This window comes from Burkholderia sp. BCC0405 (assembly GCF_902833075.1).
Classification (GTDB): Bacteria; Pseudomonadota; Gammaproteobacteria; order Burkholderiales; family Burkholderiaceae; genus Burkholderia.
The window spans coordinates 1-24,450 of sequence record NZ_CADFEO010000029.1; the positions used below are offsets into that span (position 1 = coordinate 1).

A 24,450-nucleotide genomic window follows, 5' to 3' on the forward strand; every position below is an offset into this window, starting at 1 on the left:
ACACGCAAGCGCACGCTCGACGTCCACAGTCTGGCCCACGAGATCCGCATCTACGAAGACGGTGAACTGCTGGCGGTTCATCCCGTGCTCGAAGGCCGGCGACGAACCTCGCTGTTGCCCGGTCATCGACGCACAAATCAGCGCAAGCAGCCGTCAAGACAGCCGGCGCCATCGGTGATGGTAGCCGTGGCTCGCCGGCCTCTGTCGTTCTATGACCAGGTCGCAAGACGCCTCGCGGATGCCGGGAGGGCCGCATGAGCAGCATGCCCACCTCGACACTAGAACGCATCCGACGCTATCTCGTCGGCTTGCGCATGCCGCGCGCACTCGAAACGCTGGACACCACCCTGAATCGCTTCGAGCAAGGCGACAGCTCGATGCTGGAAGTGTTGGAAACGCTGCTGGGCGAGGAGTTCACGACGCGCGAGACCCGCCGCATCCGGATAGCGCTGCAGACCGCGCGGCTCGGTACGATCAAGACGCTGGCCGGTTACGACTTCAGCTTCCAGCCGAGCCTCGACCGCGATCGCATCATGGCGCTTGCGCAGCTCGAGTTCATCGAACGACGGCAGACCGTTCACTTCCTGGGGCCGCCCGGGACGGGCAAATCGCACCTGTCCATTGCGCTGGGCGTGGAAGCCGTGCGCGCCGGCAAGAGCGTCTACTTCGGCTCGCTGGCCGAGATCGTGAACTCGATGGCCAAGGCTGAGCGGGAAGGCAACCTGGCGCAGCGCGTGCGCTTCCTTGCACGCAACAGCCTGCTCATCGTCGACGAGATCGGTTACCTGCCCATCGGTTCCAACGGCGGCAATCTGTTCTTCCAGCTCGTCAACGCCTGCTACGAGCGCTGCGCGATCATCCTGACGTCCAATCGAAGCTTCGGCGAATGGGGTGAAGTGTTCGGCGACAGCGTGGTCGCCGCGGCGCTGCTCGACCGGCTGCTGCACCACGCGATCGTCGTGCAGATCGAGGGCACGTCGTACCGTCTGCGAGAACACGCCGATCTGCTGCCCGACCATCTACGCAACCGGCCTTCTTCCCTGAATCCCGCGCCCGCTGAGCCGGTTCGTCGGCGTCCGGGCCGTCCTCGAAGGAGCTCATCCGATCACATCGCCGGCTGATCACCGTCCCAACAGGGTGGGGAATTTTACTTCGACACTTCTGGGGAAATTACGTCCGACGTTGACACCATCTCCTGATACCGGCCGGCCATACCGGTCGGCAGCCGCACGATCCCTTCGTTCAACCAGAAACGGGCCGACTCCATCCCCGAATGAAGCTGCGCCTTCACCGACCAGCCAGCATCGAAGCTGCAGGTCACGAATGCACACGCGGCCTCGGTGTCCACCTCGAACTGGTCGCTCTCTTCGAAATAGACGATCTGCTCGCCAGACTTCGTTCGCGCATACCGGCTCGGCCGCCCCGAATGGGTATAGCGATTCCACTGCTCCGCGGCATAGTCGCGAAGCCCATCCGTGGGTACCTCGGCATCGTACGCGCCAACAAAGAACCAACCGTGGTGCGGGATGTCGATCTTCGGCAGCGGGTCAAGGACTGGGACATGGTACCGCCGCCCGAGCCGATGCACGTCGAACCAGACCGAAAGCGCTGGAAAGGCGTGCGGCGCATAGTGGTGCATCGAGAGGTAGAAGTCGATCGCCACCAGCTGCGCCGGCGTGACCATTTCGAACTGTACGTCACAAAGCGCCCGGTTCTCCGGCGTGTCAGGGATCTCGCCCGCAGCCAACGCTCCCTCATGCCGCTCGGACCGTTCGACTTCAAGCACGTCGAGCGTGAGCAGGTACTGCAGCAGTCGGACGCGTTCCATATACGACAGGACGTCCGGCTTTACCGCCAGGTACCCGGCATCGCTCAGCTTTCGACCAACGAGCTCGCGACGACGGAGATCCCACTGCACCGCGACCAGGTAGTTCCGGAAGCGATTCAGGCCCTCCAGATGCTGGTGATCAACTTCCTTCACCATTGACTCCATCGAGCGATCGCGTTCGCCAGTCACGCAACAAAATGCGCAACCAAACCGGCTCCCGCACGGCGACCGCGCACCGCCCTCGCCGAGGATCACGCCGCACGTTCCCTCGTTTCCGGCGCGGTACAGCTCCGACAGGCGCCGTACCGACTCGCCGGACACCGGCGACGGGAAAGGTCTGTCGGCATCCTCCGCGAAGAGCGCAAGCATCGACCACACGCAGTCGGTCGACCATTCCGCGATCGGCGAGAGCGTCAGATAACCGTCCGCGTTACGAACGGGCTTCAGTGCGCTCTCACAGCGACTGGTCATCGCTACCGACCGACTGCCGCTTTCGCTGAACCGATTGCCAAGCACGGTGACCAATTCCCGACCGCCTCCGGCGGCCGCCGATCGCTCGAGCGAGACACGCATTCGGTTTTGCGGGTCGACCTTCCAGTCAGCGGCGCACGCACGTATTCGCTTCCCGTTTTTCACCCCATTCTCCGGAGTGCGGAGAAGCGTGCCACGGCCGATCGTCGCGACGACAAACTGCGACGACAGGGACGGCTTCGCGACGTGCACCGATATCGGCGCACCAGCGAACGCATAAGCATCCCGGATCTCGTCGAGCATCGCCTGCAAGTGCCAGTGCATGCTTGGATTTTCGATCGTCGTGTCCGCACTCGTCACGAAATGCTCACGCGACACTTCGGCGCCGGCGCGTCGCACCGCCTCCAGCATGAGGATCGCCGTACAGGTCGAATCCTTACCGCCGCTCAACGCATTCGAAAGTGTGCACCCCTGCCGAATCAGCCCGACGAGCGCTTCGATAGCCGATTCCATCTTCACCAGAATTTCAGAAAACATGTGCTGCTCCAGACGCGCCGGAACCGCCCCACGTGGGAGCAGTTCCCGCGTGGGTTGGGAGAAATGAAACTGTCAGGGCGCGCGATACACTTCGCCGCGCGACGACACCGCTTCCCAGTTCTTCAGGTACGCATCTGCGACGCGTGTGTCGCCTCGCAGCACGACAACGTTCTCGGCGTTGTACCGGGCCGCCTGTTGCGAGTAGTTATAGCTTCCGGTCTCGACCGTCGCGCCGTCGACGACGACGTACTTCGAGTGCAGCGCCGGAAAGACGCTCACGACGCGAACCGGAATACCGGCGTATGCGAGCGCGCCGAGAGCAGCGCGAGCGCGGCCGCTACGGTCCTCGTCGAAGTTGCTGCGCGCGTCGACAGTGACCGCGACGTCGACGCCACGGCGCTTTGCGGTGATGAGCGCACGCGTTACCGCCGAAGCGGTGAACGAGTAGGCCAACACGCGAATCGACTGGCGCGCCTCCCCGATGGTGCGAAGCACAAGACTTTCCGCTCCGCCATCCGGCGAAAACGCTACTTCGACGGTCGGCACCGTTTCCGCTTGCGCGCGACCGGCGAGCGCGATTGCAACACAACAGCACAGCGATGCGACGAGGACTGCCCAAGATATTTTCTTCTTCATCAAAGCCTCCAGGAGTACATACGGGAAAGGCCCCACCCCCTTCCAGGAGCGGGGCCGCAGATCAGAATTTCGGAGAATATGTAACGCACCAATAGCGCAGGACCGCCCCCACCGGGGGCTATTCCAGCACGGGCTATAGGTCAAGCGTCACGCATCACCGGAGGCGACAAATACGCTGCGTCGATTTCTTCTACGTCAGGTTCGTCACCGAACAACTTCGCATCAAACTCGCCCCTCGTTGAAGAGGACGCCTCGCCAACGCGCTTCAGATAGAACATGTCACTGGGAAGCGTGTCGAGGAATCGTTGAACGGCAAGCTCGTCGAGCATGTCCGGTGTAAGGTCAGTCTCAGCCGACTCGATCGATCCCGTCGGCGCCAGGTAGCTCTCGTAGACAACGAGCATCCCACGTTCATCCGCCACCGAAACGCTTCTCGTCAAACAACTCGGCGCGACGTCCGTAAGCTGCACGCCGGACGCAAGCACGACATACGTCATAGTGCGAAAGGACACTTTTCTACTCCTCTGGAGGTGAGATGCCAGCCCTTACAGGACACTGCCTCCCAAAGGGAAAAGCGGCCCCGCTCTCTTTCGAGAATGGGGCCGACGTTCAATGGTTCAGATGCAGGGCTTCGGGTGCCCTGCCGGAAAGGTGCGGACTTGGCCATCCTTGCAGATGACCGCGTCCGTTCTCGCGGGCTGCCGCCTTTCGGCGGCGGCCTGCGCAACCACTGCGTAGCGGTAGGCAGACGCCGGCGGCTCGCCGCCGGCGTGCATCGCAATCAACAGCATCACCAGATTCGTCATATCGTTCATCGCACCTTCCTCCATCGACGGTTCAGGACGCGACGACGGCCGTAGCCGCCACCGTTACCCAGCGCCCGCCGATGAGCACGTCGCGCAGGCGCGAGCCGTTCAGCTCGTAGACATGCTCCGTGCCCATGCGAATAGGCTTCGGACGAATCGAGACCGTGAGGCTTCGAACCGGCGCACCCGATTTGGACTTCAGTTTCATTGCGTTCCTCGGAAAGAAAAAAAGGCGAGGAACGCCCCTGTGGGGAACGTTCCCCACCAGGGTTAAAAATGTGTGCTGCACTACCTCGCGAGTGCGGCCACGTCGATGACGGCGTCGGCCTCCGCAATCAGGTCTGGCGTTTGCGAGATAAAGAACTCCCGCGAATACCCTCCCTGACGCAGAACCTCGCGCTTCATGCGCATGAACTGCACCTTGCGATCGGGATCAAGCGGTCCATCCGACTCGTCGCTGAAGAGCGTCTCGTACGGCTGTCCCGCGTTGCCCGCGATATACAGAGCGACTCCGCGTGTCAGGCTTTCGTTAATCCACACCTTCTGACCACCAGACATCACGCCGACACCCTTGCTGCTGTCGTTTTCGGCGTCGTGGACGAGGATTTCGAAGCCCTCGCGCGTTTCACCGTTGGCCAACGTGCGCTGGGTCTGGATCTCGACCGTGAACCGCGTGCCGTAGCACACGAGCAGCAGGTCATTCACTTTCTGCGTTAGTGCCGGGCCCGCGTCGTCGATCGTCAAAGCGATCACGCCGTCGTTGCCCAGCCCTTTCGCGAGCAGCTTCCACTTCGCGATCTCGTCGGAGATGCGCTCGGCGAGCGCCTGCGTCGCTGAAAACCCCTCCAGCTCGCGCTCGAGAACAGCAATCGTTGCTTCGCGCGTGGCCTGGCTCCGGATCAATGCTTCGATCCGCGCATCCAGTCCCGTGCAGAGATCGCGACATGCGACCAGCTGGCGATCGACATCCGCAATCGCTTGCGTCACGTCGACCGCAGCCAGGCGCGACACCTCCGCTTCGACCTCACGCAACTGCCCAGTAAGACGCGTCGACTCCATCTCCCGACGGGCGATCGCCTCGTTTCGCTCTACATCGAGCGATTCCAGATCGGCATGGGCCTTCGCCAGCCCAGCCTCGGCAGCGTCCAGCAAGGGCTTCCGGGCAGCAAGCTCGGTCGCGCGCTGGAGCGCCTGACGTGTGGCCGCGACTTCCGCGTTCACACGCTGAAGCTCAGCACGCTTCACCGACAGCGTTGCGACAGACGGCGCAAGTTGGTCCAGCTCCGTCTTGTGTTGTCGATAGCGCGTCCGAAGATCCTTCAGCGAGACGGTCTGAACGTCCACTTGATGCGCGGCACTCCTCGCTTGCGCGAGTAGCGGGCACGTCGCATGGATATCGAGCCCAGCGCAAGGCACAGACCCGATCACCGACGATTGCTCGGTCAGGTTCCGGATCAGGACTGCCTTTGTCGTACCCTCCGATTCCAACCCGGAGAGCGTCGACTCGACAGTCGCCGCGCGCAACCGCTTCGCATCGAGCTCCTCGATAGCGTTCTGCAAGGGCTGAACCAGTGCCTCGGCCTTTCCGAGACAAAGCTGGGCTTCGTCGCGGGCAGCCGATGCACCGCGGATCAGCTCGGCTTGCCGAATGACAGCTGCGTGGCCGGCGATGGTCTCGCGCAGCGCCGCTGCGCGTTGCATGAAGCGCTTCTCTTCCGCTTGCTTGTCTCGCTCCAACGTCTGAAGCGAGACCTGCAGTTCACCGCGCCGCGCGCCGAGTTCACCCAAGCGCGCCGCCGTGCCAGCGTTCACGCCCTGCTTGGCAACCAGCACGGCGTGCTGTTGCGTCAGCGTGGCAATCTCCGCTTGCGCGGTCGTACGCTTGTCCCGTGCGGCGGCGATATCAGCTGCATCTGTCGCGATGGCCTTGCGTGCCTCTTCGACACGCTCACGCTTGCCAGAGAACGTGGTGAGATCCTGCTGCACCACAACGAGATGCCGGGCGAGTGCTTTCGCGACATCAGCAGCCTTCGTCGACAACGCACGGAGGTGATCGATCTTCAGCAGCTCCGCGAGGAGACCCTTGATCTCGGTCGCACCGTAGGACGCGAGCGGTCGCCGGTTCTGCGCCGAGAACACGCTCGTGAAGAACGATTCAAGCGAGCCACAGATCGCGTCAACACATCGATCGTAGGTTTCGCTCTTACCATCCGACACCGTGCCGTCCGGAAGCGATACCGGCCGCCACTCCCCGTCCATCGAGCGATAGAACAGGAAGTAGTCGGCCTTGCCCGTCTTGCCCGGCTTGCGGAATGCGAAGGTCGACCGATAGCGCAGGCCGTCGTGCGCCCACTCAAACTCCTTGCGCGCCTGCACGCCGCAGATGTGATCCCAGTACGAGAACGCATCAACGGTCAGCTTCGACGCCCGCGAGGGCATGATCCGGTACGGATGCAGGTTGTCCATGATCGTCGTCTTGCCGGCGCCGTTCGGCCCCGTTAACGCAATCAACCCATTGGGCAACGACTCCAGATCGAGTTCCACGCTGTCGCGCTTCATCCCGTCCCGGACGCCTGTGAACCCTTCGAGCAGCAGTCTCAGAGGTCGCATGACTGGATCTCCGAAAGCGAGATGGGCTGCGAATATTCATCGGGAAAAAAGAATGGGATTTCGTCATCATCGACGGCGAGCGTCGGCTCAGGACGGGAAGCCTGCTTGCCCAACGTGCCCGCAACCGCCGCCTCCACGATTCCACAAAGGCGACGGAACGCGTCCGACGTCTGCTTGAGCACCGAATCCCAATCGGGGCAACCCGTGAGAATCTGCAGCTCGCGGCCGGACCATTGACCCGAGTACCCCGAGTCGAACGACCACAACAGGTTCTGCAGCTCGACGCCCGGTGTAACGACGATCTCAGCCTCGTCGGCTTCGACCAAATGGGTCATCACGAACAGACCATCGCGTTGCGCGATGACGGCGCCGCGCTGGACACCGAATGGTTGATGGAAAAGTGCCGCCGTGCATCCGCCGTGTTCGACGAGAAGCTTTTGCAGCGATTTCGCGTCGGTCGACGCGGTAAAAGTCTGGGCCCAACGGACACCAGCAGGATAGAGACCAAACATGAGCACACTCCGGACTTGAGACGGAGTGCGCCCGTGACGGGGAACACGCCCCGTCAGGGTAGTAAGAAAATGGATGCAGCGATGCTGCCGTCGATGCGCCAATAGACGCGGGGTGAACCTCGTTTCGATAGCCACGCGGGCTATCGGAACACGGCTAGTGTTCGAAAGCGACGGAGAACAAACCGTCGGTGGGCGGCACTACGCCGCGAACAAATCGTCGTTGAGCCAGGCCGGTTCACCGGCGCTCGCGGGAGCAGCGGGACTGCACGTCGCCGATGTGGCCAGCGACAGCACCGATGCAACCTCCGGCAGGCCAGACTGATCACCTGAGTGCCCACTGGTAGCGGCTAGACGGGCCAGAATGGATTGCGCGATCGCTTCCGGCTCGCCGGTCTCGAGCAGCTGCAGCCGATCGACCAGCGGGACAGCATCGACGTCGGCCAGCTCACACCAGCGAGTCAGCTTTGCGTCGACCGTCGGCGCGGTGCTGATCCCTTCTGCCCGGCTGCGCATGACAGGAAGCACGCGCGGCTCGAGCTTCACGCCGGCGGCCGCCGAGAACATCGCTTCGATCGCCTTGCGGTCGACCAGTTGCTTATGCTCTTCGTCGATTTGCCAGCGAATACGTACGAACTTCCCTGCGGAGGCAGCGGCGAGTGCTTCGAGCTCGTTCGCGTCCGGCGGCCCGTCGAACGACACAGATACCATTTCGCGAGACGGTGTCGGAACCAGTACGGCATGCGCGTCAAATGCCGTCACGTCCCACGACAGGTAGCCCTTGTCGCCGAGCTCCCCGTAGTGGAACCGCCCGATCGAGCCCGGGTACCCCACCAGGCGCCCTTCACACTCCCAGGTCTGCTCCTTGTGGATATGCCCAAGCATGAATGCGGAGCATTCCGCGGCAAACAGCCCGCCGAGGCTGAACTCGTGGTCGAACCCGGCCATCGTGACGCCGTGTTCGGTCTCGCACCCATTGACGGTGCCGTGGGACACGCCGACGGTCGGAACGCCAGCGTCACGGGCCAACGAGTTGATCCGGCCCGCAGCAGACAGAAATCCCGCGAGCGAGTCAGCGAGGTCTGTCGACGCGGCCAACGCGCCGACGCGCAACGCCAGATCCGCCTTGTTCATCGTCGGAAGGCACGTGAATACCGCACTGGCGCCACCGCCGATCGCGGAGCGAAACTCTTCGTCACTGAACACCGGTCCTTGGGAAAACCAGAACTCCCCATCGACAAGCGCCACCTGGCACGGACGGACCGCGATAGCCACCGGGTACCGTGCGCCCATCAGCGCGAAGTTGCTCAGCGTGCCGGGCGGTTCATGCGAGAACGTACCCTGAAGCATGAGGACCGGCATCGCTTCCGCAAGCCTGTGCACCTGCTTCGCGAGCGCGTGGAGAGCAGGCGAATGTGCGTCGAGCCGGTGATCGGTCGAGTCGCCGCTGATCACCGCCGCGCCAGCTTGTCGCGCAATTGCGTCGCCCACCGCGTAGGTGAAGCAACGGTCCGCCTCGTCGAGGTTGCCCGGTGAGTAATGCAGGTCAGAAAAATGCGCGATCTTCATCGGCGCCTCCCAAAGAAAACGGCCGCCCGAGGGCAGCCAGAGATAGTTTCGCGCCAGCACGCCGCGCGAGAAAAGAAACTACGACCGAGAAACCCCGTCACGGACGCGCATGAGCGCTTTGCCGAGGAGATTCAATCCCTGCCAGGTCGAGGGGTCGCCGATGCGGGGATCAAATTCGCCGATCCCGACGCCCCAGATGCGGTCATACGGACTGGCTTCAACTATGACCGTCGATCCGGTCGCTCGCAGCGCAGCGGCAAACACCTCGCTCTGGCGAAACCTCTCGCGACAGCCGACGAACATGATCGATTCGCGCACCTGCAGCCAGCGTGCCTCATCGAAGCCTCGCACGCCGCGGCCGAGCCGTTTCTGCTCGCGGGGCGACGTCGAGGCCAAGATGGCCTCCGCTGTTGCATGGTCATCGAACAGCATCGCCTTGCAGTACATCATGAACTGCTCGCCACAGTTGAAAGTGACGTCGTGGAAAGTGAAATGGCACGGGTGCCAGTTACTAAACACATCGGCGGCGCCGAAGAACGCCGTGATGTTGCCGATCCGGCGCATAGGATCCTCCAGGGGATAGGTCAAGAGATGGCCGCTTGCGCGGACGATTTCGATGCGTGAGACACGCGGTCGAAAGCACTTGAGCAAAACGCTTTGCTGAAGGACTCTCTGATTCGCGTCGTGGAAGAAAGAGACACCGGCCCCGAAGGGCCGGCGAAAGGGGTATCAGTTACGCATTGCGGAACGATTCGACCGCCGAGCCGATTTCACGTTGAAGTGAATTCGGATCCTCGAGCGCTGTCGTCAGCCGCACGATCATCTTGTCAACGTCGGCGGTTCGTTCCGTCCAGCCACGACCGAATCGGAAGTGTCCGTAAATCCGAAACGCCCGTCGCTGCTCGTCGTCGACGAAGCGAAGACGCTGCAGCAGATCATGCATGCGGTGGCGCTTCTCTTCCATCGATTCGGGCGGGCCATCACCGGCTTCCACCTGATCAGCGCGTCCCGCTGGGCTTTCGTCTTCCGCCGGGTGAAGCTGAATCACGGTGCCGCCAGAATCCCCCAGTGCGGGTGAGTTAGCGGCTTCGATCGCAGCCGGCGCCTCTTCTGCACCGTCGAGCAACGCGCCGATGTCAATATCCGCATCGAGCACCGTCAGCATCTGCGGTTGACGCACCGCTTCACCTGCCTCGTTGATCCGCGTGATGTCGAATTCCCGCTTCGAGATCCAGAACCGGGTGCCGGTCAGCTTGCCACGGGCCAGTTGGACCGTCTTCATCGCCGCGTATGCCTTCTGCAGCACGTAGATCGAGTTCGTCGGAAGTTCGATCAGACCCAGACCCTTGATGTCGGGAATGGCGAAGACGAAGTTGGCGCCGAGGTTGCATTGCCGGCTTTGATACTGCGGACATTGCTCGGGGTTGCAGATGCCATCGGGAATCGCATCATCCTGACGGAAGATCACGTCGCGGCCGCCGAAATGCCGTACGGCGCGGCTCGCGCGGGAGTCTCGCTCGACCTTCGCATACGTCTTGCAGTAGCGCAGGCCACCGGCCCCGTACTGCGAGAAGTACTTGCGACCGCTCGCGCCCCACGCCGCCATCTCGTTCGGGATGTTCTGCATCCAGTCGTTGAAGGCGAACAACACTGGGAAACGGTAGAGCCTGACGCCCTGGCCGCGATCCTCACCGTAGAGCCGCAAAATCTCGTCGGCGACGTCTGGGTTGTTGAAATCCGAGCGGCGACAGGTGAAGAAGTCGGTATTGCGCGGCGCCAACGGATGCTTGATTCTGCAGCGCGACTCAATCGCCTTGCCGATCGTCTCGAACGAGTCGCCGGCGGCCACCATCGCCTCGTACAACGCAACCGCATCTGGATTGCCTCTGGCACTCGACGTCAGCACCTTGATGCCGGGCCTGATCTTCCCGATCACCGGAGGGCGCATGGCCCGCTCTTCGACGACGCTCCGTACGGGGCCGCCAACCATACTGACCACTGCATTCATGATGGTTTCCTCGCAAGTTTGAAGATCGCCTGGGTGCGCAACGCGTCCGCTGACTGCTCGAGCGCATTGGCTGCCGCCTCTCCGCGGCGGTGGGCGATACTGGACAGAAAAATCCGGCGGTCGGAGTCGGTGAACATCGCGACTTGCGCCACCTCGCAACGCTCCCGCCAAGCGGATGACGTCGTGTCGGTGGTCGAACGTTCCTCGGCGATCGATCGGCTAATCACGTCGGCGATTCGGGAATCGAGACGATTGGGAAGCATGGGTACCTCCAGGACAGAAAAATGGACGAAAAAAAAGCGCGTCCCTCGGCAGAGGAACGCGCTTCGTGGATTCGGTGAAATGACCCAAGCACCACGTCCCTTCCGGGGACGTGGTGCTCAGGGAGCCGGACGGCTCATATAGAGGACGTTAGGTCGTCCTCGCACAGCATGGTCACGCTGTGCTACAGCCCATTTTCGGAAGTGCCATTCCGACGCAGGTTCACGGCTCAGTCGACTACAGTCGTTCTACCCAGACAGAGGCCTGGAGAGAGACACCCGTTGTCCGGGTTCGAACGATGTCACGGCGCAAATGAATGCGGCCAGCAACGAGTTTTATGACTGAAATGGGGAGCGCGGGCGAGGCGCTCATCAGAAAGGAATTCCACACCGGTTGCCAACCAGTCGGAGCATGCCCATTGGCACGGCTTGTACAAAAGATGGACTTCGGCCAGCGAAGTCGAGGTCGATGCGTCAGGGACGCGAGAAGTAGAGTCAGTATCGCGAATATCGTGGCTCGCAATCCCCGAAAAGCTCACGAAATCAGCCACGCTTTTGCCGACACGAACATCGCCTGACTCGCTCAGAATCGTCAATGAGAGAGACCACCCGAAAAAATCATGTCTGCCGTTCTCGAACCATCGCACGAAGGGCGCGGGCAAGCTGACACGCCCGCGCAAAACACTACTCCCGCCCGTGATCCGGCGGTTCGCCTCGCCACGTCGACGGGCTTGAAGCCGATCCAGCGGCTGACTAGCGACAGCCGCATCGACAAGATCGTGCCGGACTCCGACGCCGTCACGATCCTGAACTACAGTTCGCTCTTTGCACGCACATTCGTCCGCAGCGACTACAACTTCTGCGCGGCGAAGATCTCTGTCGCCCGCGGCGGCAAGGTCCGTGCGCTCGAGATAGCTCTACGCGATGCAGCCGACTGGATGCGCAAAGCCACCGCATGGGTCGAGAAGCACAACGCGCGCTCCCTGGCTTTTCCGAGTGAGCAGATCGAGCTGAAGGTGACGCGCCCACTGGCCGGCCTGCTGGTCCGGTGTCTGACCCAGTACGACCGCCTGTTCACTGCGACGATGGAGGCGCAGCTCGCCGACAAGATCACGGCGCAGGAGCGCGCCAACATCCTCAAGAACGCCGAAGGTCGCATCCTGCACGTGAGAACGGCGTGCATCCCGGACAACGACCGATACGACGCCGACGGCACCGTACGCGACTGACTCAACCGCTTCTGCAGCATTGCATCGCCCGACCTTGACTTCGTCGTGCGGTGAATAAGCTCGTCCTGAGCCTGTCGCTCGCACCGCGTCGCGACGTACCCATCACCCTTTCCGGAGACCTATCTCGTGAGCAATCCCTCACCTGTAGCCCCGTACCCCGAATCCGTCGATCAGCCAATGTCCGCAGGCAAGCCTGGGAGGTCGATTCCGCTGAACCTGGCCCAGACCCGTCAGCTGCTCGAATGTTACGGCGGCCTCGAAGGAACCATTGTCCTAACGTTGAGTTCAGCCGGGCACGGTGGCGCAGGCGTCTACGCGTGGATCGAAGACCACCCCGAGGAGGGAGCATCGTTCCTCGATCCCGACCGCTCCTGTACCGCTACATCCCCGCCGGTCGATGACCGCGACGCACGGATTCGGCAACTCCAACGAGCCCTCGCGTACTGGATGCCGTCCACGACGAAAGACTCGCATCCCTACGCTCACCGGGCTCGTGAGCACGCCGCGCTATTGATCGGGCTCGATGAACAGATGCACGAACGCGCCGGCGACCGCCTTCTCGAATACGTCGAGCGTTGCAACCAAACGAACGAACGCATGCTCGACGCGCTCGCCGATGCGAGTTGCCCCGAAGAGATGGACGCGACCGAATGGATCGCGCAGATGGATTCGGAGATCACCGGGTTGCGACAGGAACGCGATCTACTGGCGCGCGAGCTGGTCGACGCACACGCCCGCCGACGCACATTGGGCGCCGACGCAGCAAGTCCAGGCACCGCCCCGGATAAGAGCGAGCGCGCGTCGAAGGTGCTTTTCCATCTGTCGTGCCTCGTGGCGGGCTGGAAGACTCGTCAGCCGCTCGACGCCCGATTCGTAGCGGCCGAGCAATGGATGAAAGAGGACGGCCTGATCGGCACGGCAAAACTCATGTCCGATACCGGCGTTGCGCCGGGCGCCGGCGGGAACACACCACCCAAGGAGTAAATCTTGGATATTCGAGAGATTCAGGCACTGCACGCCCAATACTCGTCGCAACCGGTTGTCATTGACATCGATAGCCACGTACGAGCACTTCCAGCTCCGACCGGGCACGAATCGACGTGCAAACGCACGATCGAAAGGCTCACATCGACCTGTCGACGCTTCGGCCGGCCAACTGCCATCGCCCTCGCCTTGGCGTTGGGCGCCGGTGTTGCGGGCGTGTCTGCCGCTAAGCTTTGGCACGCCGCGCATGCACGACAAGCCGCAGCACACGTCGAACCGGTCGCTACGCAAAGTGCAAGTCCCGCAACGGCACACGCCGCCGCGCCGGTCGCGGCCTCGGCACCCCACGAGTCCGAGCTTCCGCTCACCAGTGCTGACTTCGGCGGGCCAGCAGATCGGGCTGCAGCCGATGCCTCGCGCATGGACACCCGGGCATTACTGGCGTCACAAGCGCGAGGTACGACCGTGCCCCCGGATCGCGCAATGCCGGCGCCAATGACAGATCAGGAAAAGGCCGCCGCATCGCCAATTCGTGCCTCTCATGCCACCTCCGGGCCGGCGGTAAGCCAGCAGTCCGCGGCGACTACACCGGCCGACGTGACACCAACGCCTTCGGCCACGGCGGAACGACCCTCCGCAACCGCTGCGCCTGCCGTCGCGCCGACCGCGCAACCGAAGCCCGCGCCCCACCGCGCACACCGCGCTGCTGCACGCCAGCGGCACGAAGCGGCTAGCGCCGAGGCCCCGTCACCCGCCGCGCGCGCCGAGCCGGCAAAAGTCGAGAACGCACCGAAACCATCGACGTCCGCCAAGACCGGCGACGTCTCACTGTTCTGAGAGAGACCCGCATGAAAACCAAACCGCATAACGTGACGGTCCTCATGGCCGGCCTGGTCGTAGAGGGCACCCTGATTCTCGACCACGGATTGAGCGTCTTTGCCATCGCAAACGGCGACATCATTTCAACCGGCGGCCTGCTCCATATCGGCGCCGGCGGCATCGTCAAGGGGAAGGTGCAAGGCGAGATCGTCCGCGTCGACGGGGTCGTCGAAGGCGACGTTCACGCGCGTGAAGCGCTCGAAATCAACGGCCGCGTGAACGGCGACGTGCTCTATTGCGGCACGATCCGCCTCGGCCCCCACGCCGCGCTCAATGGGCAGTTGCGGCGCGTGCCACGTGAACTTGTGATCGAGAACGCTCCCGTCGAGCGCGAGATCGCACCGGAACGCCTCGAAGAAAGTGGAGCAACGCAGTGAAACGGGCTCGCCGCCTTCTCCGCATTTCCTCCCTCGTTGTGGCATGCGGCTGGGCGATTCCCGTGCTGTCGTTCGCCGGGTACATCTTGTGGAGCCTCGTACCGTTTTTCAAGGACGACAACAGCTCGCGAATTGTCTGGCTCATCCAAACCGCAGCCTATTTTTGCATGCGGGCCGTTACAGGCATCTGGACAAGCGAGTGGCACTTCCTTCCGATCAGATTCGAGGGTTTGCCTCTCGTCGAGTGGGGGGTCTTTTACCTCTCTGGTCTGTTGTTCGACATCGGCCTTGCATCCCTGGTCCTTCACCTCGGCTACGTGCTCAGCCTCGTCCTCAACCGCTGCGCGTTCGTCGTCGCTTTCCGAGTACATCGCACCCTGGCCCAAACGTAATGGTGTCGGTCGCGTAGCTGCGACCGCATTCACGCCAGCGCAACCCACCCCCAGTTCACCCGAAAAAGCCAACTCGATTTCGTCAGCTTCTACTGAATCCCCGATTCGATGACGAACCGCGACACGGCGTTCTTCCTGATCGACGAGATGGTCAGACTGTCGCGAGCCCGGGTCATGGCGACATAGAACAGTCGCCGCTCCTCCGACTCGGGACTCTTCTCATCGGGCACGACTCCCTCCTCCGATCGACTGATCCACACGTGGTCGTACTCGAGCCCCTTCGAGCTATGCATCGTCGTGAGAACAAGCACGCCCTCGCCCGGCTTGTTGTTGTCCCGCTTCAGGAACTCGATGCGCTCGTTGAACGAGCCGTTCAGCCGGCTGATCACGTCGTACGTACACTGGATTGCCCGGATCGCGACGTCACCCTTGGCGTAGGTCATCATCCACTCGTAGACGCCTTCGAGCGCGAGCGAATGGAAGGAGCGCTGACAAAGCGCCTGCCATTCTCCGAGCCGTTTCATGAACGCACGGTAAGCCGTCGCCGTTTCGTCGCGCAGACCGAGACCGACTAGCTCCTGCTTTTGCATCTGGACGAAGGCCGCGCCCATGCGCTTGTGCAACGAGCCGAGATCATAGGAGCTCATCCCCATGTAGCCTAGGACGGCGTCAATGCCGTTCTGCTTGTGGCCTTCGACGACCTGTAGGAGATTGCACATCAGCGCCGCCTGCGGCTTGTTGAGCACCGAACCGCCTGACGCACGGTAGTACGGCACGCCGTGCGATCGGCACACGGACTCGATCGGGTCGAGTATCCGGTTTGTTCGCGCGAGAATTGCACACGTCGCGCCTCCCGCCAGCTGCGGCCGCAGCGCTTCTACGGCGGCTACGGCGTCGCAATACTCGTCGTCGAATCGCCGAGCCGCAACAACGCCGCCCGCACCACGCGCGGCATGGAGGACCTTCGGCATACGATCGACGTTGTTCTGGATGACTTTGTCTGCGGCCGCCAGGATCTCCGAACGACAGCGGTAGTTGCTGCCGAGCACGACGCACTGGGCCTCAAACGTGCTCGCAAAATTCTCCATTCCACGGAAACCAAGCGCGGCCCGAAAGCCGTAGATGCTCTGGTCGTCGTCGCCAACTACAGTGACGTGCGTGCCGGCGCGCGCGTGCAGTTCGACCCAACGGAACTGCAGCGGGTCCGTATCCTGGAACTCGTCGACGAGCAGGTCGGTGAAGCGATACGGCCTGATGTCCTCGCTCTGCATGCCCTCGACTGCAAGGCGCAACATGTCCTGGAAATCGATCTTGCCGTTGCGCTCGAGCGCGTCCTGGTAGGCTGCATAGAGCGTGGATTCAGCTGACCCCTCGTCCGCCCGACCGAAATTCGTCTTGATCCGCTCGACGATCGGCACCGCCTCTTCGACCTTCCAGTCGTACCCGAGCTCGGCAAGCACCCGCCCGAGCATCCCAACGCGATCCCCTTCCGATGCAATGTCAGGCCGACCGCGCCCGGGCCGCTGAAGCTGCTTGAAGGCAAGCGAATGGAAGGTACCTGCAATCAATCGTCGTTTGGCATCGGGCGGCGCCATCGCGAGGATGCGTTCGCGCAGTTCGACGGCCGCGTCCTTGCTGAAGGTCACGGCACCCACCATTGCCCGTGGATCCTCCAGCAGGAGCGCAGCCTTTGCGGCGCTCATTTTTGTCTTTCCCGCACCTGGGCACGCGATGGCGAGGCAGTGGCGGCGCAGGAGGGCCACCTCGCGCTGTTGGGGATTCAACTCGTCGAGCATGGCACCGTCCGTCCCGATCAGTTGCCGCGAACGGTGTTCATCAGCTTCAGGTGGGTCGTGTACCCACGCAGGCCGACCGGGTGGAACTTGCGGAGGAAGCGTGCAGTTTCATCGTCGACGTCAGACTGGTCACGAATCCCGTTCCAGACGAGGAAGTCGAAATGGTCCATCACCTGGTCAAACTTCAGGATCACGGACAGCAGGCGCATCGAGAACCGCGAGTAAGCCTCGACCTCGATGTCGAGCGAAGGCTTCGTCACGCTCGGCTCAAATACGGTCTCTTTGCGCTGGCGCATCTCGTTTTCCGTCTTTTCCCGGAAACCCTGCGCGACGTCGAGCTGCTCGTTCACGTAAGCCTCCAGCTGGTCGAGTTGTTTCTCGAACCACGTGCTGACGATGCCCTGTTCGTTCGCACCGTACGTCGTGCGGCCGAAGCGCTGCATGTTGATCGTCATCCGGTTCAGGTACGGCCACCACTGCTCGAACAACGGCTTCAGGCGCGTATGCTTCATCGTGACACGCGCGGTCACGACGGCAGCGCCGGACAGCTGCTTGTTCATCAGTTCGCGGCCGATCTCACGCCGACGCTGGATGATGCGCGCGCGCTCCGCAGGCGACAGATCGCGGAACAGCGTACGCGTGCGCGCCACCTCCTCGAGCTTCTGTTCAGCCTCCGCTGCGCTGATCAGGCCTTCGCGCTGCAAGACGCCGGCCGACCGCTCCATCTCGTCGAGCTCGCGCTCGACCTCGCCGTCGTCCGCGCCATCCGTTGTCTGCCGGGCGTCGCCCGTAGTCGGCTCATCCATCGCTGCGGCCGCACCATCGCTGGCCGGCACGTGTGCGGCTGCGTGGTCAGGTGCCACGTCCGTGGTACCGGTGTCGACGTGCGCTTCTTCATTGATCGTGCTCATGTGGATCCTATCTGGTTGACTAACCGCACGTGCGGCTTGCGTCTATTCTTGCGGCCCGGTGCCGCGATACACGTCCGAAACGTGAACGATTTCGCGCGGCTTTCGCAGCGATCACCCAGCTCCGGACGAAAAAAAAGCCCCCTCTGGGGGAGAGGGGGCAAGGCCGAAAGCTCTACGGGGAGTGAGCTTTCCGAGGTCCGTAGACCATGATTCATTGTGGCGTGGACGGATCGTCCGATCCGCCCGAAACGTCGGGTATTTCGACCACCTTTTCTGCGCCGGCGCGCTCACGCTGCGCGCAACCGGTTGTGGGCCATCCGGCAAAAAGCTATACGGAAAACTGGAGCTTTCCGGGGCTACTGGTATGAAGATGCTGCTTTCCAGAGGAGCGCGCCGAGGCTTCCAGCTATCGCCAACCAATACGGGGCCAGGAGCGGGACCGGCGCGATCAGCACCGTGAACGCCACCCCGAAAACGAGCAGAATCCCGTGGCCGGCCAAATGAAACGAGAGCGGGCTGACGTAGCCGGCGGCCGCCGCTCGCACCTTGCGACGCACCGTCCCGTCAATGAACATCGCCGCCCCGAACACCAGCGTGCCGAGAAGCCAGTACTTCATCACCGTGAGTCGGTAGACCATCCGGTACACGAGTCGCCAAAAATTGTGGACCCACCGGTTCGCAAAGTCCGTCATGCCTCCGTCTCCGATCTGCGAGTCTCGCGTCTGCTCCATCGAGGCCTGCACCAACCCTGTTTCGACGAAGTAGTGTCTGAAGGTTCGGTTCGTCGAGTTGATCGCTTCGGCGGTTCGCACTTCCCCAAGGCTCGCCACCACCGACGCGGCCTCAGCATCTGGAATCTCGAATAGGGACGAGTCTGGCACCGCCGGCATCAATGCAACGGACAGCAGCGGCACAAAGAAGAACCACATCTTGATGTGCCCAACGAATCGGCTACCCGCCATACAGCTCTCCCATGAAGCTCCCGATCAGATAGATCGGCAACGCGATCAGCCCGGACAGCCCAACGTAGAACTGCACCGGCCGCCGCCTGATGAACATCGCGAGCGAATACGCCATCGCGTTGGCACCCTTTCTAAATTCCTCGGGAGGCGCGGCAAGCGGATCGTCCTGCGCTGCGGCGGTGGACATCGCCCGGCGCACGGTGTACTCGTCAACCCTGGTCAGCGTCCGAATCAGAAAAGGCGTGAGCGACATCGTATTCCTCGAAGTAGAGACGGAAGGTTTCACCCGTGAGCGCTCGCGACGCGAGCTGGAATGCTGCGGAGCGTTGGCTGATTTTCTCCGGACACCGTTCGTCGATCATCTCAGCCGGCAGCTTATGGCGCGACTCGAAGGTCGTCACCGGCTCGAACATCGGCAACCACACGTGGAAACGCTCGCCATCGCGCACAACGAAGCGCCGCGCATACAGCATGTGCGCCGAGGAAAACAGGCCCTGCATGAACGCGACGTGCGGATCGCCCGTCTTGCGCACGCGCTTGAATGCGGTGAGCGCGTCCACAAACATCTCCTTGACGAGCGGTTCTGCCTTCCCGATGAAGTGCTCACCGACAAAGTCCGCCACGCGCGCACACACGAGCTCCAGCTCAGGGGCGAAGGTGAACACAGGGGTCAGGTGTGCGGACAGTTTGTGCTCGCGAATAATTTTTTTGAAAACGGCAGACATGCGTGGTTTTTTAGCCTGTGAGAATTGGAATACGTCCCTGGTACACCGCGCCGCCCGAGATCCGCATGAAGTACTGCAGGTTCGGGAGGGTCTGTATCAGACGCGTCGGAATCAACGGCACTGCCTCTAACTGCTGCGACCGCGTCACCGAACCGGTGAACTCGCCGACGTGGCCTTCGCTGGCCTTACTCGTGCTGCTCGAGACGATCAGGTTGCGGATCGCGGTATCCCCCACCTTCTTCGAGAACCATTCAGCCGTGTCGGTGTCTTCCAAGCGTAAGATGATCTGGTTGTTCAGGTTCCCCAAAACCTGCAGCATTTTCGCGGCATTCCCCAACTTGGCTTCGAGGTCGGCACGCGTCTGAAACGCCACGAACGCCTTGAAGCCAGCACCTCGGCCCTTGTTAAGGATCTGGATCACCTGTTCGTTGATCGCCTCGGCGATCTCGTCGATGATCAGCACGACTTCAGGCGGTTCGTCGTAGAAGTTGTAGATCGAGCCGCACACGGCCGATACGTCGGCCAGGATCATCGACGCGATCGCCTTCGCGACGATGCTGTTGGACAGCGAGTCAAGGCCGATGTGTAGAACCGCTTTCTGGCGAATGACCTTCTCGATCGTCCAGATCTCGCGTTCGTCCTCGAAATCGTCGACCTTCGGCGCAAGCATCAACCCGGTCTCACCCGTGGCAAGCATCTGCAGCAGCGGCAATGCCGACGCGATGATCCGCATGTAGTGCTCGCGATCGTGCACGTGCGTCGCGATCAGCCCGTCGATCGCCTCGTGACCGCGATCGTTGGCACCAAACCGCGCTTGATACAACGAGATCATCGCGTCGACGCGCGTGGAGCCCGGCTTGTTTGCGATCTTGACGGTGTCCGCCGTGACCAGCTCTTCCCAGTCGGTCAGTCCGCGTTCGATGAAGAATCGTTTGAGCGCCTTCTCCAGGAGCGGGTCGATTCCGAGCTGTGCGTATTTCAGGATCGAGCGCAGGTTGGGCTTATCGCCGATATACAGTTCGCCGTTCACCGAACGGCTGATGAACAGGTACGCGAAATCCCGGAACGGCCCCTCTTCCATCAGCTGCGCGATGCGGCTGGGGATTTCGGATGGCTGCGACCAGCTATCGAGAGGCTCGAGATGGATCGACTCGGACGGCTTGGCCTGATTGAAATAGAGGAACTTCCGGCCGGTACGCTTCGCTTCGCGCTCGGCGCGGGCCTTCCACTCCTTATCGTTCTTCGGATCGATGTCGATCAGCACGTCGCCGCAGTGGATGACCTGCGTGGAGATGACCTCGTACGTACGCGTCTTGCCGGAGCCAGTCGTGCCGCCAACCGCCGTATGGCCACCCATTGCCTTGTAGTGGAACGGCACGTGGCCTTTCGCCGGCTCAAGACCGTGTATCCATGAGGCACCCTGCGGCGTCCGGTCCCGGATGCTGTCCTTCGGCGCAAAGAGGTTCTCGATCATCTCCTCGAACGCGCGCCCGGTCTTCGTCTTGGGCAACCACTTCGGCAGCCCAGGGATCTCGGTGGTCGGCATCCGCAGAATGTCGTGGGCCATCTGGCAGTGCTTCTGCGTCCATTCGAACCCAGTGCCGAGGTACATTGCATTCACTTCCTCCCGCATGCGGGCTTGGATCGCGAGCAACGTGGGCACTGCCAGCGTCGTCAGCCATTTCGTCGACAGGCCCATTCGAAACTTGAGCGCGCGCCAAACTTGCCCCGAACGGAACGCGAACAACGCGAGAGCGATCAGCGTGAAGGCCCAGCCGTACGGCATACCCGAGAGCGGCAGCGCAAGGAGCGCAATCACCCAGCCGAATGCCGCGCGAACCTCGTAGATCGGCCGAAAGTGGTTGATGTAGCCCCTCACGCACCGCGCTCCTGGATCAGTTCACCGATACGCGGCGCCAGCGTCACCTCGGTCGGCTCGTTGGCGAGCAGCAGGTTACGCCTGCGCAAATGCTCGATCAGGGTGTCGCTGGCGACGCCGTATCCGCCGATCGTGCGTTTCGACACCGCAAGCCCCTTGTCGGTCCAGCGCACCTTGGCCTTGCCGCCGGCGACGTCCTGCTGCAATGCCGCGAAGAATTCGGAAATCATGCGCGGCGTGCCCTTCAGGATTTCGTCAAATCGATCCCCAGCCGGCACAGCTGCGGCAAGCTCACGCCGAATTTCGGCCGGATTGACGGCCGGGACTGGCGGCGGAAGCTCGAGCGCCATTTGCCGCTCATCCTGTCCCTTCGGTGTCGCCAGTGACGGCGGCGGTTTAACAGCCGGTGTCACCCCAATCGCATCTCTGGTGGACGCAGCCGGCGGCAGCGCCGGGCCGGACGCCGCCTCGCCTCCCGCTGCAGCGGGCGCCGGAGCAGGGTCCGCTGTCGCCGGTTGCGTTGGCGTCGGCTGCGCCGCGGCAGCTGCGGCCACTACCGGGTCAACCTTCGGCTCCAACTCGGCGGCCACATGGATTGCCGACGGCACCGCGAACGTTACGGGCTCGAAAACCGCTCGTTGCGCCTTCCGGTCAAAATCGGCCGCCGTCGCGACCGCCTGTCGCACGACCTTGTGGATCAGCGACTCCACGCCCATCGGGCTCTGCGTGGGGTTGATCGCGCCGAATATCTCGGCCAGCACCTCGGAGTCCAGTCCCGAGAGCAGTTCGGCCCCGACCAGCGCCTGCGCCAGCATCCCGGTGCGCATGCGCTCGACCGGTAGCGGTGCCGCCCGCCGTGCCAGGCGATAGTTCGCGCCCGCAAGCCACGGCCCAACCGCACCGTGGACGGACGGGTTCCAGATCGACCGGTCTGTTGCTCGCTCGACTTCGAAATGCCGATAGGGCTCGTCCAAGCCCGAGCAAATCGCCGCGAGAAACACACCGTAGTTGTACTGTGGCTCAATGCGGCGGCGGCGCTCCGACGTCAAATTCGTACCGAACTTCAGCCCACCCGCAAGGCGCATTGCATAGAACGCCGTTTCCACCGTCCAGCGGAACGCGCCGGCCGGCTCACGGTACAGCTCCGGGCTGAACGGAAGGGATGAGAACCAATCCGCGCAGCGTCGGACCAGCAACATCCACTTACGCTCAAATTCATCGCGCGACGACTCGTTCGCACATTGTGCGATGAGGTCGATGCGGCGCTCGTTGCGCGTCGTGAGCTCCCCGACGTGCACGGGTTCATAGAGACGAACCTCCATCATCACGCCAAGCCCTTCGTCGCGAGTTTCGTCAGGCCTTTGATCGCGCCACCGCTTGCGTTAGCGCCACCACCGAACATCGACGCAAATTTCGGAATCTCGAAAGACAGAATCAACACGAAGATCGACAAGTCCAGCGCCAGGCTGCCCGCAAAGGGAGTAGTCAAACCCTTCGCTATCGCGCTTCCGAATGCCTTAGCGAGCGTGTCGGTCATCAATCGTTGAAGGATCGCGGCGACGACCATGTACATGCCAGCGCCGATCGTGAAATCGAGCCAGCTCTTGAACCATCCCCGCGTGTATTCCGACATCCCAAGCGCGAACGCTATCTTCCCCATCACGATCGCAACGGCCATTTGAATCGTCCCGAGCGAGATGAAGAAGAGAAAGACCAGAGAGGCAACCATCAGGCACGCCCAGGCAGCAAGCAGCGGCAAGAGATTGATCAACAACGCCATGTAGTTGTACCAATGCTCCGCTTTCAATGCCTCCATGACCGCGTCGTAGAGCGCGCCGGCAGTCTTCACCATGGACATCGGCAGCGACTGCGCGTCCGTCCCCGAAACCGCGATCGCCATGTCGTTGAACCACTTGTAGAATCCCGGTGCCCACTTGCCATACGACACATAGACAGCCGCGAAGATGCCCAAAACGGCCAAGTCTTCAAACAGACTCTGCCAGGCGGCTACGGGGTCTCTTGTCGCGGCGTACCGGACCGCCGCCAGTACAAGGGTGATCACGGCAAGACCACCTGCCATCTTGTCCGAATCCTTGTCAAGAGTCTTGCTGAGCTCCACCGCGAGGTCGATCAGGTCATTGAGGATCTTCGTAATCTCTTCGATAGCCGCAGTCGCACCCTTCGCTACCTCGCCCTTCACATAGCTCGAGCTCCAGCCAGACGGCAACATGTCTTTGAGTTTGTCCATCATCGACGCTCGCGCGATGTTTGGCAGCGCAAGCACTAGAATTAGCAAGCCGCAAACAATCCACGAACGCACTACGCCGCTCTTCATTGTTCGGTGACTCCGTAGGCGGCCCGTTCGGCCTGTTGCTTCGACATGAACTTCTCTGCGTCAGCCGACTTCTCCTTGTCCTCCTCCGCCTGCTGCGCGTCTTTCTGAGCGTCCTTCTGTGCCTTGGCAGCGTTCAACTGGAGGATGTCCGCGTTCTGGCTCGTCACGATATCGAGATAGTGTGTCGTGATCTCGGCCGTCGCCTGCTGGGTCGGCGACAACGACAGTTGCGACTGCAGTTCCTGCCGGCGCGAAGCCATCTCGGTCGTGTGCTGCATGATGTCGGAGCCCATCTGGAACAGGTTCCGCGCGATCTTGTCGTTCTGCTGGTACAACGTGTTCATGTCGGAGAACCACTGCGCGTTCGACTTGCCCGACCGGCTGATCAACCCCTGCACCTGCGTGACCCATTCACCGCCCTTCTTCAGATCCCCATAGAGCCCCTGGAGCGTGCCTACCAGCCCCTTTACCTTGTTGATATCGCCCGTGATCTGGTCGTACGCAGCCTTCCACGCGGCGGGGTTCAGGTTCTGCGCCTGCAGCAGATCGTTCACCATCATCTGGTACTGGTAGAGGATGTTGGTGTTCTGGTAGATCTCGCCCTTGACGGCCTTCGCCGCCGAAATCACGTTCTGCACATAGTTGATCGGATCGAAGACTTCGAGCGCAGACGCATGCTGGACAACGAACATGGAGGCCGCGAAGGCCGCGGCGCGGAAGGTCGGCAGGAGTTTCATCGTTGGGCCT

25 protein-coding genes and 1 pseudogene are annotated in these 24,450 nt (G+C 62.2%); 6 read left to right on the forward strand and 20 right to left on the reverse strand.

The window, feature by feature from the left end; translation table 11 throughout:
- Together HWX36_RS33165 and istB are read left to right on the forward strand one after the other, a co-directional pair.
- A pseudogene (locus tag HWX36_RS33165) lies at nt 1-258 on the forward strand (IS21 family transposase); the annotation flags it as partial.
- Nucleotides 255-1,121 (forward strand): IS21-like element ISBcen28 family helper ATPase IstB, encoded by an 867-nt coding sequence (gene istB, locus HWX36_RS33170; protein ID WP_175957997.1) that lies wholly within the window; start codon nt 255-257, stop codon nt 1,119-1,121. The pseudogene HWX36_RS33165 and the gene istB, both read left to right, overlap by 4 nt.
- Before the next feature lie 26 nt (nt 1,122-1,147).
- On the opposite strand, the gene HWX36_RS33175 is transcribed toward istB, so the two are convergent.
- The 11 genes from HWX36_RS33175 to HWX36_RS33225 form a co-directional block, all read right to left on the reverse strand.
- On the reverse strand, nt 1,148-2,836 hold the full coding sequence (locus HWX36_RS33175) for a phosphoadenosine phosphosulfate reductase family protein (RefSeq protein WP_175957998.1): 1,689 nt from the start codon (nt 2,834-2,836) through the stop codon (nt 1,148-1,150).
- A 72-nt stretch (nt 2,837-2,908) separates the two neighbouring features.
- Nucleotides 2,909-3,472 (reverse strand): phospholipase D family protein, encoded by a 564-nt coding sequence (locus HWX36_RS33180; protein WP_175958074.1) that lies wholly within the window; start codon nt 3,470-3,472, stop codon nt 2,909-2,911.
- A gap of 140 nt (nt 3,473-3,612) precedes the next feature.
- Nucleotides 3,613-3,984: a hypothetical protein gene (locus HWX36_RS33185; protein WP_175957999.1), complete on the reverse strand. Its 372-nt coding sequence runs from the start codon at nt 3,982-3,984 to the stop codon at nt 3,613-3,615.
- A 105-nt stretch (nt 3,985-4,089) separates the two neighbouring features.
- Nucleotides 4,090-4,287, reverse strand: coding sequence for a hypothetical protein (locus tag HWX36_RS33190; protein ID WP_175958000.1), 198 nt, complete (start codon nt 4,285-4,287; stop codon nt 4,090-4,092).
- 22 nt (nt 4,288-4,309) lie between these two features.
- Nucleotides 4,310-4,486 (reverse strand): hypothetical protein, encoded by a 177-nt coding sequence (locus tag HWX36_RS33195; RefSeq protein ID WP_175958001.1) that lies wholly within the window; start codon nt 4,484-4,486, stop codon nt 4,310-4,312.
- 80 nt (nt 4,487-4,566) lie between these two features.
- Nucleotides 4,567-6,888 (reverse strand): SMC family ATPase, encoded by a 2,322-nt coding sequence (locus tag HWX36_RS33200; RefSeq protein WP_175958002.1) that lies wholly within the window; start codon nt 6,886-6,888, stop codon nt 4,567-4,569.
- Complete coding sequence (locus tag HWX36_RS33205) at nt 6,876-7,400, reverse strand: hypothetical protein (RefSeq protein ID WP_175958003.1); 525 nt, start codon at nt 7,398-7,400, stop codon at nt 6,876-6,878. Before HWX36_RS33205 ends, HWX36_RS33200 begins: the two co-directional genes overlap by 13 nt.
- A 198-nt stretch (nt 7,401-7,598) precedes the next feature.
- Nucleotides 7,599-8,966, reverse strand: coding sequence for a metallophosphatase family protein (locus HWX36_RS33210; RefSeq protein ID WP_175958004.1), 1,368 nt, complete (start codon nt 8,964-8,966; stop codon nt 7,599-7,601).
- A 78-nt stretch (nt 8,967-9,044) separates the two neighbouring features.
- A complete protein-coding gene (locus HWX36_RS33215) occupies nt 9,045-9,530 on the reverse strand; it encodes an NADAR family protein (protein WP_175958075.1) in 486 nt (161 codons plus the stop codon).
- Nucleotides 9,531-9,699: 169 nt separating this feature from the next.
- Nucleotides 9,700-10,974 carry a hypothetical protein gene (locus HWX36_RS33220; RefSeq protein ID WP_175958005.1) on the reverse strand — a complete coding sequence of 425 codons (1,275 nt, stop codon included), beginning with the start codon at nt 10,972-10,974 and terminating at the stop codon, nt 9,700-9,702.
- Nucleotides 10,971-11,237, reverse strand: coding sequence for a hypothetical protein (locus tag HWX36_RS33225; protein ID WP_175958006.1), 267 nt, complete (start codon nt 11,235-11,237; stop codon nt 10,971-10,973). Before HWX36_RS33225 ends, HWX36_RS33220 begins: the two co-directional genes overlap by 4 nt.
- A 617-nt stretch (nt 11,238-11,854) precedes the next feature.
- Here HWX36_RS33225 and HWX36_RS33230 point away from each other — a divergent pair.
- From HWX36_RS33230 to HWX36_RS33245, 4 genes are all read left to right on the forward strand, one after another.
- Nucleotides 11,855-12,463, forward strand: coding sequence for an AcaB family transcriptional regulator (locus HWX36_RS33230; protein WP_175958007.1), 609 nt, complete (start codon nt 11,855-11,857; stop codon nt 12,461-12,463).
- A gap of 177 nt (nt 12,464-12,640) precedes the next feature.
- A complete protein-coding gene (locus tag HWX36_RS33235; RefSeq protein WP_175958008.1) occupies nt 12,641-13,447 on the forward strand; it encodes a hypothetical protein in 807 nt (268 codons plus the stop codon).
- 848 nt (nt 13,448-14,295) lie between these two features.
- Nucleotides 14,296-14,703 (forward strand): polymer-forming cytoskeletal protein, encoded by a 408-nt coding sequence (locus HWX36_RS33240; RefSeq protein ID WP_175958009.1) that lies wholly within the window; start codon nt 14,296-14,298, stop codon nt 14,701-14,703.
- Nucleotides 14,700-15,095: a hypothetical protein gene (locus HWX36_RS33245; protein WP_175958010.1), complete on the forward strand. Its 396-nt coding sequence runs from the start codon at nt 14,700-14,702 to the stop codon at nt 15,093-15,095. Before HWX36_RS33240 ends, HWX36_RS33245 begins: the two co-directional genes overlap by 4 nt.
- Before the next feature lie 89 nt (nt 15,096-15,184).
- Here HWX36_RS33245 and HWX36_RS33250 read toward each other — a convergent pair whose 3' ends face one another.
- From HWX36_RS33250 to HWX36_RS33290, 9 genes are all read right to left on the reverse strand, one after another.
- Nucleotides 15,185-16,891, reverse strand: a complete 1,707-nt coding sequence (locus tag HWX36_RS33250) for an ATP-dependent helicase (protein WP_175958011.1) — start codon at nt 16,889-16,891, stop codon at nt 15,185-15,187.
- 17 nt (nt 16,892-16,908) lie between these two features.
- A complete protein-coding gene (locus tag HWX36_RS33255) occupies nt 16,909-17,802 on the reverse strand; it encodes an ATPase (RefSeq protein WP_175958012.1) in 894 nt (297 codons plus the stop codon).
- Nucleotides 17,803-18,158: 356 nt separating this feature from the next.
- Nucleotides 18,159-18,764, reverse strand: coding sequence for a DUF4400 domain-containing protein (locus HWX36_RS33260; RefSeq protein ID WP_175958013.1), 606 nt, complete (start codon nt 18,762-18,764; stop codon nt 18,159-18,161).
- A complete protein-coding gene (locus HWX36_RS33265; RefSeq protein WP_175958014.1) occupies nt 18,754-19,017 on the reverse strand; it encodes a hypothetical protein in 264 nt (87 codons plus the stop codon). Before HWX36_RS33265 ends, HWX36_RS33260 begins: the two co-directional genes overlap by 11 nt.
- Nucleotides 18,974-19,489: a hypothetical protein gene (locus tag HWX36_RS33270; protein WP_175958015.1), complete on the reverse strand. Its 516-nt coding sequence runs from the start codon at nt 19,487-19,489 to the stop codon at nt 18,974-18,976. Before HWX36_RS33270 ends, HWX36_RS33265 begins: the two co-directional genes overlap by 44 nt.
- A gap of 10 nt (nt 19,490-19,499) precedes the next feature.
- Nucleotides 19,500-21,368: a conjugative transfer system coupling protein TraD gene (traD, locus tag HWX36_RS33275; RefSeq protein WP_175958016.1), complete on the reverse strand. Its 1,869-nt coding sequence runs from the start codon at nt 21,366-21,368 to the stop codon at nt 19,500-19,502.
- A complete protein-coding gene (locus tag HWX36_RS33280; RefSeq protein ID WP_175958076.1) occupies nt 21,365-22,693 on the reverse strand; it encodes a TraI domain-containing protein in 1,329 nt (442 codons plus the stop codon). Before HWX36_RS33280 ends, traD begins: the two co-directional genes overlap by 4 nt.
- Entirely contained in the window at nt 22,693-23,703 is a 1,011-nt protein-coding gene (locus HWX36_RS33285; protein ID WP_175958017.1) for a type IV secretion system protein, read from the reverse strand. The genes HWX36_RS33280 and HWX36_RS33285 overlap by 1 nt, the downstream gene beginning before the upstream one ends.
- Complete coding sequence (locus tag HWX36_RS33290; RefSeq protein ID WP_175958018.1) at nt 23,700-24,440, reverse strand: type VI secretion protein; 741 nt, start codon at nt 24,438-24,440, stop codon at nt 23,700-23,702. The genes HWX36_RS33285 and HWX36_RS33290 overlap by 4 nt, the downstream gene beginning before the upstream one ends.
- Nucleotides 24,441-24,450: the final 10 nt, after the last annotated feature.

Coding starts and splice junctions, on each gene's coding strand:
- istB (WP_175957997.1), top strand. CDS start 255: ATGAGCAGCATGCCCACCTCGACACTAGAACGCATCCGACGCTATCTC.
- HWX36_RS33175 (WP_175957998.1), bottom strand. CDS start 2,836: ATGTTTTCTGAAATTCTGGTGAAGATGGAATCGGCTATCGAAGCGCTC.
- HWX36_RS33180 (WP_175958074.1), bottom strand. CDS start 3,472: ATGAAGAAGAAAATATCTTGGGCAGTCCTCGTCGCATCGCTGTGCTGT.
- HWX36_RS33190 (WP_175958000.1), bottom strand. CDS start 4,287: ATGAACGATATGACGAATCTGGTGATGCTGTTGATTGCGATGCACGCC.
- HWX36_RS33195 (WP_175958001.1), bottom strand. CDS start 4,486: ATGAAACTGAAGTCCAAATCGGGTGCGCCGGTTCGAAGCCTCACGGTC.
- HWX36_RS33200 (WP_175958002.1), bottom strand. CDS start 6,888: ATGCGACCTCTGAGACTGCTGCTCGAAGGGTTCACAGGCGTCCGGGAC.
- HWX36_RS33205 (WP_175958003.1), bottom strand. CDS start 7,400: ATGTTTGGTCTCTATCCTGCTGGTGTCCGTTGGGCCCAGACTTTTACC.
- HWX36_RS33210 (WP_175958004.1), bottom strand. CDS start 8,966: ATGAAGATCGCGCATTTTTCTGACCTGCATTACTCACCGGGCAACCTC.
- HWX36_RS33215 (WP_175958075.1), bottom strand. CDS start 9,530: ATGCGCCGGATCGGCAACATCACGGCGTTCTTCGGCGCCGCCGATGTG.
- HWX36_RS33220 (WP_175958005.1), bottom strand. CDS start 10,974: ATGAATGCAGTGGTCAGTATGGTTGGCGGCCCCGTACGGAGCGTCGTC.
- HWX36_RS33225 (WP_175958006.1), bottom strand. CDS start 11,237: ATGCTTCCCAATCGTCTCGATTCCCGAATCGCCGACGTGATTAGCCGA.
- HWX36_RS33230 (WP_175958007.1), top strand. CDS start 11,855: ATGTCTGCCGTTCTCGAACCATCGCACGAAGGGCGCGGGCAAGCTGAC.
- HWX36_RS33235 (WP_175958008.1), top strand. CDS start 12,641: ATGTCCGCAGGCAAGCCTGGGAGGTCGATTCCGCTGAACCTGGCCCAG.
- HWX36_RS33240 (WP_175958009.1), top strand. CDS start 14,296: ATGAAAACCAAACCGCATAACGTGACGGTCCTCATGGCCGGCCTGGTC.
- HWX36_RS33250 (WP_175958011.1), bottom strand. CDS start 16,891: ATGCTCGACGAGTTGAATCCCCAACAGCGCGAGGTGGCCCTCCTGCGC.
- HWX36_RS33255 (WP_175958012.1), bottom strand. CDS start 17,802: ATGAGCACGATCAATGAAGAAGCGCACGTCGACACCGGTACCACGGAC.
- HWX36_RS33260 (WP_175958013.1), bottom strand. CDS start 18,764: ATGGCGGGTAGCCGATTCGTTGGGCACATCAAGATGTGGTTCTTCTTT.
- HWX36_RS33265 (WP_175958014.1), bottom strand. CDS start 19,017: ATGTCGCTCACGCCTTTTCTGATTCGGACGCTGACCAGGGTTGACGAG.
- HWX36_RS33270 (WP_175958015.1), bottom strand. CDS start 19,489: ATGTCTGCCGTTTTCAAAAAAATTATTCGCGAGCACAAACTGTCCGCA.
- HWX36_RS33280 (WP_175958076.1), bottom strand. CDS start 22,693: ATGATGGAGGTTCGTCTCTATGAACCCGTGCACGTCGGGGAGCTCACG.
- HWX36_RS33285 (WP_175958017.1), bottom strand. CDS start 23,703: ATGAAGAGCGGCGTAGTGCGTTCGTGGATTGTTTGCGGCTTGCTAATT.
- HWX36_RS33290 (WP_175958018.1), bottom strand. CDS start 24,440: ATGAAACTCCTGCCGACCTTCCGCGCCGCGGCCTTCGCGGCCTCCATG.